This is a genomic window from Guyparkeria sp., from assembly GCF_041687595.1.
Taxonomy (GTDB): Bacteria; Pseudomonadota; Gammaproteobacteria; order Halothiobacillales; family Halothiobacillaceae; genus Guyparkeria.
Window position 1 is genome coordinate 1 of the sequence record NZ_JAWLBP010000061.1, and the last position, 10,439, is coordinate 10,439.

Genomic DNA, 10,439 nt, shown 5'->3' on the forward strand with positions numbered 1-10,439 from the left:
CGCAGCATCTCCACCGCCCACCAGGCGAGTAGCCCCAGAACAAGGACGAGGGCCGTCACTCCGTATTCGCCGATCAGCGGCAGCCAGCCGACCAGTGGTCCGTCGACCTGACTGATGCCGAGGTTGAGCCAGGGAAAGCCACCGAAAAGCCAGGCCCGCAACGCCTCGATCAGCACCCAACTCGCGAGAAACGCGATCGACCAGGCCAAGCGGCCACCGTCACGCGAGACCCGGGCCGCCACCCAGCAGGCCACGGCCGGGTAGAACGCCAGGCCAATGACAAACAGCGCCGTGACAGCGACTGCGGCAGGCGCCACGATGCCACCGAAAAGCGTGAAGCTCTCGTAGACCCAGCTCACGCCCAGGCCGAACTGGCCCACGCCGAACCACCAGCCCAGCCGGAACGCGCGGCCCGGTGACTGCCGGTGAATCAGTGCAAGAAGAATGATCGGCGCGACGATCGCCGCCGGCCAGAACGCGAAGGGAGCGAATGCCAGCACCAGCGTGGTGCCGGCCATCAGTGCGGCCAGGCTACGCCACCAGCGCGAAAGCCATGCTCCCTTCGACACGCCCGTAGCGCTACTGCCCCTTGTCCTCGGCATCGCTGCCCTCTTCCGTGGGTTCGAAGTCCAGCTTGGTCACCAGCAGGAGGTGCAGGCGGCGCCGGTCGGCACCGAGTACCTTGAACTCGTAGGAACCCAGCCTCGCGACCTCGCCTCGACGGGGAAGGTGCCCCAGGGTATTGGAGATGAGGCCACCGATGGTGTCGTACTCGTCATCGGAGAACTCCGTATCGAAGGCCTCGTTGAACTCGCTGATGGGGGTCAGCGCCCTCACCGTGTGCCGTCTCGGCGCCTGCTGGCGAATGTTGACGCGTTCCTCGACGTCGAACTCGTCGTCGATGTCGCCGACGATCTCCTCGAGAACGTCCTCGATGGTCACCAGACCGGCGACGCCACCGAACTCGTCAAGCACGATTGCCATGTGCGTGCGCGTGAGGCGAAATTCCGCCAGGAGGGCGTCCAGTCGCTTGCTCTCGGGGACGAACATCGGTGTGCGCACCAGCGAGAGCAGATCGAATGCCTCGTTGTCGCCACCCTCCTCGCGGTCCGCGAAGAAACGCATCAGTTCCTTGACCAGGAGGATCCCGATCACTTCGTCGCGGTTGGACCGGATGACGGGGTAACGGGAATGTCCGGACTCGATCGCGGCCGACAGGATGTCGGACAGCGTCGCGCTGTCCTCGATCACGTCCATCTGGCCTCGCGGCACCATCACGTCCCGCACGCGCAGTTCGTGAAAGTCGAGCACGGAATCGATCAGTCCACCGGTGGATACCGGGAAGACCTCGCACTCCGCCGCATCACGCACCAGTTGCTTTGTCTGCTCGACCGAACGGATGCGACAGGGGCAAAGGCGATTCTTCAGGCGTTGCCACATGGACTCTCGACTCGAGTCCGTACTAGGAGGTTCGTCTTCCATTTAATGATTGATTCGCGATGGGTTTATGCAGAAAAAACAGGCGGATGAAGGGCAAAAAAGAGAAGACTCTTCAATGACCGGGTTTCCGGTATCAGGCGTAGGGGTCCGGGTATCCGAGTGCCCGCATCACGCGAATCTCGGTGGACTCCATGAGCTCGGCCTCTTTTTCGGAAAGGTGATCATAGCCCAACAGGTGCAAAATCCCATGCACCACCATGTGAGCGTGATGGTTACGCACGGACTTCCCCTGCTCGGCCGCCTCGGCCTCCACCACCCGGTTACAGATGACCAGGTCGCCCAGATACGGGAGATCGGAGTGCTCGTCGACGGACACAAGGGAGGACGGATCCTCCGTGACCGGGAAGGACAGGACGTTGGTGGGCTTGTCGCGATGCCGGAACTGCGCGTTGAGCGAGCGACTCTCCTCCGGCTCCACGTAGCGGACCGTGACCTCGGCACCACTCGACGGCCCCTGGTGGGCTCGCGCCAGCGTCTCGGCGAGCCAGTGCTCCAGAGTCGCTTGCGACGGGCACCGACGATCCGTGGCCCGCTGCCGGTCCACGAGGACCGTGACGCCTCGGGTCATCGGGAAACGCCGCCGCGACTCTCGTAGGCGTCGATGATCCGCTTGACCAGCGGGTGGCGCACGACGTCACGGCTCTGGAAGAACGTGAACTCGACTCCCTCGACCTCGCTGAGCATGTCGATCGCATGGCGCAGGCCGGAGGTCACGCCCTTGGGCAGGTCGATCTGGGTGATGTCACCCGTAACCACTGCCGTGGTGCCGAAACCGATACGCGTGAGGAACATCTTCATCTGCTCGATGGTGGTGTTCTGCGCCTCGTCGAGGATCACGAACGACTCGTTGAGCGTGCGGCCACGCATGAACGCCAGCGGGGCGACCTCGATGACGTTGCGCTCGATCAGGCGATTGACCTTGTCGAAGCCCATCATCTCGTAGAGCGCGTCATACATGGGCCGCAGGTACGGGTCGATCTTCTGCGCGAGATCGCCGGGCAAGAAACCGAGCTTCTCGCCGGCCTCGACCGCCGGGCGCACCAGCACGATGCGCTGGACCCGACCGCGCTCGAAGGCGTCGATGGCGCTGGCCACGGCCAGGTAGGTCTTGCCCGTGCCGGCCGGACCAATGCCGAAGTTCAGGTCGAAGCGACTGATCGCGCGCAGGTACTGCACCTGGCGGTTGCCCCGCCCGCGCACGATACCCCGCAACGTCTTGATCAGCACCTCGTCGCCGGGCGGAGGCGGTTCCTCCTCCATCCCGGCCTCTTGCATGCCGAGGTTGACCCGCTCGGGGTCGATCGTCTGCGTTTCGCTGAGCCGGTAGAGGTCGGCCAGCAGCGTCTCCACCTGGCTGGCCACGGCTGACGGACCGATCACGGCGAACAGGTTGCCCCGATGGTTGATCTCCACGCCAAGCCGGCGCTCTATCATCCGCAGGTGCTCGTCGAAGCTGCCCGCGAGATTGGCCAGACGTTCGTTGTCGGCCGGGTCGAGGGCGAATTCGAGTCGTTCGGCGCTCGCTTCGGTCATCAGGCGGCCACCAGATTGCGGGCCTTCGCCCGTTCACGATCGATGGGATGGATGTCGACAAACTCCCCGCGCAGTGAGTTGGGGTTGACCTGCGTGATCTCGAGATCCACGAACAGCCCGACCAGCCCCGGACGTCCGCGGAAGATCACGCTGCGGTTGTTCTCGGTCTTGCCCATCAGCTCGTTGGGGTCCTTCTTCGACGGTCCCTGCACCAGCACGGTCTGCGTGGAGCCGAGCATCGACTCGGAGATCTCGCGTTCGAACTCGTTGATGCGAGCCTGCAGGCGCTTCAGGCGTTCCTTCTTGACCGCCTCCGGCTGGTCGTCCGGTAGGTTCGACGCCGGAGTGCCCGGGCGGGCGCTGTAGACGAAGGAGAAGGAGTGGTCGAAACCGATGTCCTCGATCAGCTTCATGGTCTGCTCGAAGTCACGCTCGGTCTCGCCGGGGAAACCGACGATGAAGTCCGAGGAGATCGAGATACCGGGACGTGCCTCGCGCAGGCGGCGGATCTTGGACTTGTACTCCATCGCCGTGTGGCCACGCTTCATCAGCGCCAGCACGCGATCGGAACCCGACTGGACCGGCAGGTGCAGGAAGCTCGCCAGTTCCGGCACGTTGCGGTAGGCCTCGACCAGCCGGTCCGTGAATTCCACCGGGTGCGAGGTGGTGAAGCGGATACGGTCGATGCCCTCGATCTGGGCGACGACTTCGATCAGCAGCGCCAGATCGGCGATCTGCCCGTCGTGCATCGGCCCCTGGTAGGCATTGACGTTCTGACCCAGCAGGTTGACCTCGCGCACGCCTTGTTCGGCAAGATCCGCGACCTCGGCCACCACGTCGTCAAAGGGCCGCGAGATCTCCTCGCCACGCGTGTACGGCACTACGCAGAAGGTGCAGTACTTGGAGCAGCCTTCCATGATCGAGACGAAGGCCACCGGACCCTCGGCACGCGGATCCGGCAGGTTGTCGAACTTCTCGATCTCGGGGAAGGAGATGTCGACCACCGGAGTGCGTTCGGCCTCGACCACCGCCACCATCTCGGGTAGCCGATGCAGGGTCTGCGGACCGAAAACGATATCGACGTACGGGGCGCGCTCGCGGATGGCCTCCCCTTCCTGGCTGGCCACGCAACCGCCCACGCCGATGACCAGGTCCGGGTTCTTCTCCTTGAGTGGCCGCCACTGGCCCAGTTGCGAGAACACCTTCTCCTGTGCCTTCTCGCGGATCGAGCAGGTATTCAGCAGGATCACGTCGGCCTCGGCCGGATCCTCGACCGGTGTGAAGCCACTGGACACCCCGAGCACGTCGGCCATCTTGGCCGAGTCGTACTCGTTCATCTGGCAGCCCCAGGTCTTGATGAACAGGCGCTTGGCCGGCCCGTTGGATGTCTGCGTGCTGGCGTTGTTCGTCACGTGAACGAATTCCTCGTCAATCCGGCAATGGAAAAAGGGAGCGAAAGATAGCAGATTTTCACTCCAAACCGAAGTGGGGACAAGGAGTTAAGCCAGCCCATCCCCTGCCGGTCGGCGGAAACGAAAACGCCGTCGGAGCGCGGCTCGCCGCGGCGCTTGAATAAACCGTACCGTTTTAGTACTTTTATAGACAATAACCGACCGTGGCGGCGGGGCATTCGCGCTCCGGGACGTCAGGTCCACGGCACCAGAACGCGGTGGGAGGCCACATGCTGAAAATCAGCCGGCTAAGCGACTACGCCATTGTCCTCCTGACGGCGCTGGCAAGCGACTCGGAAACCGAATCGGGCCAACGCCGAGCGAATGCACGCGCGCTGGCCGAGCGCACCGGGATCAACATGCCAACCGTCGGCAAGCTGCTCAAGCTGCTCCACGGCCAGGGCATCGTCCACTCCCGGCAGGGGCGAAGTGGCGGCTATTTCCTCGCCCGCCCGGCGGACGCCATCAGCCTGGCGGAAATCATCGAGGCGATCGACGGTCCAATCGCCATGACCGATTGCTTTCGGCCGGACCACGACTGCGCGATGGAAGGCGACTGCGCCGTCCGCCCGCACTGGGAGGCGATCAATCGCGGAGTGCATGCGCTGCTCGACGCCACCACGTTGGCCGACATGAGTCGGCCAGTGGAATGCGACGAGACGGCGGACAAGGTGCCGGTCTGGTACGAGCGGTCGTCGGACGGCAGGCATGTCGCCGACAAGATCGGTTCGGGCCAGGGATCGACCGCTTCGTGACAAATACCTGACCGGCGGGCTACCCGCCTCCGGTCGCGAACATCTTCTCAGCAGGTGAGACTGACATGACCGAAACCCACGAACTCGAGAAACTCGTCAAGCGCGAGTACAAGTACGGTTTCACGACCGACATCGAGCAGGAAATCATCCCGCCGGGCCTCGACGAGGACGTGGTCCGCATGATCTCGGCGAAGAAGAACGAGCCGGAGTTCATGCTCGAGTGGCGTCTGGAAGCCTTCCGCCAGTGGCAGAAGATGCAAGAGCCGGAGTGGGCGCACGTCCACTACCCGAAGATCGACTACCAGGCACTCTCCTATTACGCCGCGCCGAAGTCCCAGGAAGAGCTCGACGCCGATGCGCCCGAGTCGCTGGACGAGGTCGACCCCAAGCTGCTCGAGACCTACGAGAAGCTCGGCATCCCTCTGCACGAGCGGGCTGTCCTCGCCGGCGTGAAGGGCGCGAACGTGGCGGTTGACGCGGTGTTCGACTCGGTGTCGGTGACCACCACCTTCAAGGAAAAGCTCGCCGAGGCCGGCGTGATCTTCTGTTCGTTCTCCGAGGCGGTCGAAAACCACCCCGAGCTAGTCAAGAAGTACCTCGGCACCGTCGTGCCGCAGGGCGACAACTTCTTCGCCGCGCTCAACTCGGCGGTGTTCTCCGACGGCTCGTTCGTGTACGTCCCGAAGGGCGTGAAGTGCCCGATGGAGCTGTCGACCTACTTCCGTATCAACGCGCGCAACACCGGCCAGTTCGAGCGTACGCTGATCGTCGCCGAGGAAGGCGCCTCGGTAAGCTACCTCGAGGGCTGCACCGCCCCGCAGCGTGACGAGAACCAGCTGCACGCGGCGGTGGTCGAGCTCGTGGCGCTGGACGACGCCGAGATCAAGTACTCGACCGTCCAGAACTGGTATCCGGGCGACGAGGAAGGCAAAGGCGGTATCTACAACTTCGTCACCAAGCGCGGCGAGTGCCGCGGCGATCGCTCCAAGATCACCTGGACCCAGGTAGAGGCCGGCTCGGCCATCACCTGGAAGTACCCGAGTTGCATCCTCAAGGGCAACGACTCGGTCGGCGAGTTCTACTCCGTGGCCGTGTCCAACAACTACCAGCAGGTCGACTCGGGCACCAAGATGATCCACCTGGGCGAGCGGACCCGCTCGACGATCGTTTCCAAGGGCATCTCCGCCGGCCGCTCCCAGAACGCCTATCGCGGCCTGGTGCACATCGGCAAGACCGCCCGGGACGCCCGCAATTTCACCCAGTGCGATTCGCTGCTGATCGGCGACCGTTGCGGCGCCCATACCTTCCCCTACATCGAGGCCAAGAACGCCAGTGCCCAGCTCGAGCACGAGGCGACCACCTCCAAGGTCAGCGACGACCAGTTGTTCTACCTGCGCTCGCGCGGACTGGCCGAGGAAGATGCGATGAACATGGTCGTCAGCGGCTTCTGCAAGGACGTATTCAACGAACTGCCCATGGAGTTCGCCGTCGAGGCGCAGGCCTTGCTGGCCGTTTCGCTCGAAGGATCCGTGGGCTAAGCCCCGACTTTACAGTGGGTTAACAGAACAATTTACAGAGGCTTTTCAACATGGCACTTCTCGAAATCAAGAATCTGCATGCCGAAATCGATGGCAAGGAGATCCTCAAGGGCATCGACCTGACCATCAACGCCGGCGAGGTCCACGCCATCATGGGGCCGAACGGCTCGGGCAAGAGCACGCTCTGCCACGTGCTGGGCGGACGTGAAGGCTACGAGGTCACGCAAGGCACGATCACCTTCGACGGCCACGATCTCCTGGAGATGGAAACCGAGGAACGCGCGGTGGCCGGCATGCTGCTCGGCTTCCAGCACCCGGTCGAGATTCCGGGCGTGAAGAACATCTACCTGCTCAAGGAAGCGCTCAACGCCAAGCGCGAAGCGCAGGGCCTCGACGAGGTCGACACCTTCACCTTCATGAAGCAGGTGCGCGAACTGATCGCCAGCATGAACATGGACGATGCCTTCCTGCACCGCGGCGTGAACGCGGGCTTTTCCGGCGGCGAGAAGAAGCGCAACGAGATCCTGCAGATGCTGCTGCTCGAGCCCAAGCTCGCCCTGCTCGACGAGACGGATTCGGGCCTCGACATCGACGCGCTGAAGGTGGTCTCCGACGGCATCAACCGCATGCGCGGCGAAGAGCGCGCCATCATTCTGGTGACGCACTACCAGCGCCTGCTCAACTACGTCGAGCCGGACTTCGTCCACGTCCTCTACCAGGGCAAGATCATCAAGTCCGGTGACAAGACCCTCGCCCACCGCCTGGAAGCCGAGGGTTACCAGGAGATTCTCGAGGAGGCATCGTGATGCGCCAAGGGCTTCCCGACTGGCTCAAGACGGCCATGCCGGAATCGGCCGTGGCACCCGACTCGATCGCCCGCACCGCGCGCGAACAGGTCGAAACCCTCGGCCTGCCCGGCCTGCGTGACGAGGAATGGCGCTGGACCAACCTGCGCCCGATCCAGCGCGGCAACTTTGCCGCGGCCGAGGGCATCGGCGGTGACATCGAACCGGCCAACCGGCTGCCGTTCGAGAATCCGATCCGCCTGCGATTCATCGACGGCATTTTCCAGGGCGTGCCGAACGACCTGCCCGAGGGATTGACCATCGTCGCGCTGGCCGACGCCGACGACTCGGCGCGCGAGGCGGCCTTCTCACCCGTACCGGCACCGGCTGTCGACAATCCCAACGACGTGATGGTGACCCTGAACACCGCCATGGCCCGCGAAGGGGTGGTGATCGACGTGGCGCCCAATGCGGTGATCGATCGCCCGGTGGTGATCGAGTGGCTGGATGGCGCGACCGAGTCGGCCATGAGCCACCCTCGAGTGCTGGTCCGTCTGGGCGAAAGCGCGACGGCCACCGTCGTCGAGCACATCGAGGCGGTAGGCGACAAGCCGTCCTGGCGCAACAGCGTGATCGTCTCGACGATCGCTGCCAACGCCGCCCTGACCCACATCGCGCTGGGCCTGGATGGCGACGAGCGTCTCGCCACCGAGCGAAGCTTTGCCGAGCTGGCACGAGACGCCCGCTACCACAGCTACAACGTCCAGCTCGGCGGCAAGGTGATTCGCCGCGAGTACGACATCCACGTGGGGGGCTCCGGCGCACACACGGACCTGATCGGGCTGATGATGCCGCGAGACAAGCAGGTGCTCGACACCCACACGCGCATCACGCATGCGGCCGCGGACACCACCAGCAACGAGCATTACCGCAGCATCGCCGACGACGCCGGTCGCGGCGTGTTCAAGGGCCGCATCCTGATCGAGCAGGACGCCCAGCGGATCGAGGCGTTCCAGTCGAGCAACAACCTGATCCTCTCGGACAACGCTGAGATCGATGCCAAGCCCGAGCTCGAAATCTACGCCGACGATGTCAGCTGCTCTCACGGCGCGACCATCGGTCGACTCGACGAGGAGTCGCTGTTCTACCTGCGCACCCGGGGCATCCCGATGGTGGAGGCCCGCGCGCTGCTGATCGCCGGTTTCGCCCAGGAGGTCATCGACGAGATCCCGATGGACGACCTGCGCGAATGGCTGACCGAGCGCGTCGAAGCGGTGCTGGCCAACCGCACCGGGATGAACGCAGGCTGATGGGGGACGAGGCGCAACAGACCGACCGCCGTGTGGAGGCGTTCTCTCCCGAGGCGATTCGTGCGCAGTTCCCCGCGCTCGACCAGGCAGTGCACGGCAAGCCGCTGGTGTACCTGGACAATGCCGCGACCACGCAGAAACCGCGGATGGTGATCGACACCGTCCGCGAGTTCTACGAGCGCGACAACGCCAACATCCACCGCGGCGTGCATACCCTGTCTGCCCGTGCCAGCGAGCGCTTCGAGGGTGCCCGCGAACGCATCGCGCGGTCGCTCAATGCCGACAGCGAACGCGAGATCGTGTTCGTCCGCGGCGTGACCGAGGCGATCAACCTGCTGGCGCACTCGCTGTCCGCCGACTGGTCGGCCGGCGACGAGGTGATCGTCAGCGAACTCGAGCACCACGCCAATATCGTGCCGTGGCTGATGCTGAAAGAGCGAAAGGGCATCGAGATCAAGGTGATCCCGGCGAATGATCAGGGAGAGCTGGAGGTCGATGCCCTGCCCGATCTCATCAGCGACCGGACGCGGCTCGTCGCCGTGAACCACGTCTCCAATGCGCTGGGCACGGTCAATCCCGTCGCGCGCATCAGCGAGATCGCTCGCGAACGGGGCGTGCCGCTACTGGTGGACGGAGCCCAGGGGCTGCCGCACGGCCCCGTGGACGTACAGGCGCTCGGCTGCGATTTCTACGCCTGCTCCAGCCACAAGGTCTTCGGCCCGAGTGGCGTCGGGGCCCTGTACGCTCGCGGCGACTGGTTCGAACGCCTGCCGCCGTTCCTCGGTGGTGGCGACATGATCGAGGAGGTCCGTTTCGACGGCATCCGATTCGCCCCGCCGCCGTCCAAGTTCGAGGCCGGTACGCCCAATATCGAGGGGGCCATCGGTTTCGCGGCGGCACTGGAGTGGGCCGACGGTCTGGACTGGCTGGCCATCGAACGGCACGAGCAGGCACTGCTCGAGCGGATGACCGACGGGCTGTCGACCATCGAGGGGCTGTCCATCGTCGGGCAAGCCCGGCACAAGGTGCCGGTGGTCTCGTTCCTGGTCGAAGGCGCCCACCCGCACGACATCGGCACCCTGCTCGACTCGATGGGCATCGCCGTGCGCACCGGCCATCACTGCGCCATGCCGCTGATGCAGCGCTTTGGAGCCCTGACCGGCACGGCGCGGGCCTCGGCGGCCTTCTACAACACTTTTGACGACATCGACCGGTTCGTGGACGCCACCAAGCGCGTGCGCGACATGCTGGTCTGAGACGCAAACTGGCAAACGGAGAGAATGCGCGTGGAACCAATGGAACGCATCCGGCTCAAGCGCGACGTAGTCTGCACCATGGTGCCCTCGGGGCAGAAAGTGCTGGCCTCGAAGGACACGCCCGTGGAGCTGATGCAAGCCCTGGGCGGCAGCTTCACCATCAAGGCGCGCGGCCACCTGCTGCGCGTCGAGGGCAAGGATGCGGACGCGCTCGGCAAGGAGCCGCCCCCGCAGCCGAAACTGCCGGAAAACGCCTCGGACAAGGAGGTCGAGGAGATGGTCTGGGAACAGCTGCGCGGCGTGTTCGACCC

The 10,439-nt window shown here is 64.5% G+C and carries 9 protein-coding genes and 2 pseudogenes; 6 read left to right on the plus strand and 5 right to left on the minus strand.

Going from position 1 to position 10,439, the window contains the following annotated elements:
* The 5 genes and pseudogenes from ACESL5_RS08795 to miaB all read right to left on the minus strand — a co-directional run.
* Window positions 1-569, minus strand: a pseudogene (locus ACESL5_RS08795) (apolipoprotein N-acyltransferase); the annotation flags it as partial.
* A gap of 10 nt (window positions 570-579) precedes the next feature.
* Window positions 580-1,440 carry an HlyC/CorC family transporter gene (locus ACESL5_RS08800; protein WP_372592412.1) on the minus strand — a complete coding sequence of 287 codons (861 nt, stop codon included), beginning with the start codon at window positions 1,438-1,440 and terminating at the stop codon, window positions 580-582.
* Between the two features lie 133 nt (window positions 1,441-1,573).
* On the minus strand, window positions 1,574-2,068 hold the full coding sequence (gene ybeY / locus ACESL5_RS08805) for an rRNA maturation RNase YbeY (RefSeq protein WP_372592413.1): 495 nt from the start codon (window positions 2,066-2,068) through the stop codon (window positions 1,574-1,576).
* Window positions 2,065-3,033 (minus strand): PhoH family protein, encoded by a 969-nt coding sequence (locus ACESL5_RS08810; protein ID WP_372592414.1) that lies wholly within the window; start codon window positions 3,031-3,033, stop codon window positions 2,065-2,067. The genes ybeY and ACESL5_RS08810 overlap by 4 nt, the downstream gene beginning before the upstream one ends.
* Window positions 3,033-4,445, minus strand: a complete 1,413-nt coding sequence (gene miaB / locus ACESL5_RS08815) for a tRNA (N6-isopentenyl adenosine(37)-C2)-methylthiotransferase MiaB (RefSeq protein ID WP_372592415.1) — start codon at window positions 4,443-4,445, stop codon at window positions 3,033-3,035. The genes ACESL5_RS08810 and miaB overlap by 1 nt, the downstream gene beginning before the upstream one ends.
* A gap of 269 nt (window positions 4,446-4,714) precedes the next feature.
* On the opposite strand from miaB, the gene ACESL5_RS08820 reads away from it, so the two are divergent.
* The 6 genes and pseudogenes from ACESL5_RS08820 to ACESL5_RS08845 form a co-directional block, all read left to right on the plus strand.
* Window positions 4,715-5,239: an SUF system Fe-S cluster assembly regulator gene (locus tag ACESL5_RS08820; RefSeq protein WP_372592416.1), complete on the plus strand. Its 525-nt coding sequence runs from the start codon at window positions 4,715-4,717 to the stop codon at window positions 5,237-5,239.
* A gap of 65 nt (window positions 5,240-5,304) precedes the next feature.
* Complete coding sequence (gene sufB / locus ACESL5_RS08825) at window positions 5,305-6,777, plus strand: Fe-S cluster assembly protein SufB (RefSeq protein ID WP_372592417.1); 1,473 nt, start codon at window positions 5,305-5,307, stop codon at window positions 6,775-6,777.
* 50 nt (window positions 6,778-6,827) lie between these two features.
* Window positions 6,828-7,583, plus strand: a complete 756-nt coding sequence (sufC, locus tag ACESL5_RS08830; RefSeq protein WP_372592418.1) for a Fe-S cluster assembly ATPase SufC — start codon at window positions 6,828-6,830, stop codon at window positions 7,581-7,583.
* Window positions 7,583-8,872: a Fe-S cluster assembly protein SufD gene (gene sufD, locus ACESL5_RS08835; protein ID WP_372592419.1), complete on the plus strand. Its 1,290-nt coding sequence runs from the start codon at window positions 7,583-7,585 to the stop codon at window positions 8,870-8,872. Before sufC ends, sufD begins: the two co-directional genes overlap by 1 nt.
* Window positions 8,872-10,128: an aminotransferase class V-fold PLP-dependent enzyme gene (locus ACESL5_RS08840; protein WP_372592420.1), complete on the plus strand. Its 1,257-nt coding sequence runs from the start codon at window positions 8,872-8,874 to the stop codon at window positions 10,126-10,128. The genes sufD and ACESL5_RS08840 overlap by 1 nt, the downstream gene beginning before the upstream one ends.
* Window positions 10,129-10,167: 39 nt before the next feature.
* Window positions 10,168-10,439, plus strand: a pseudogene (locus ACESL5_RS08845) (putative Fe-S cluster assembly protein SufT); the annotation flags it as partial.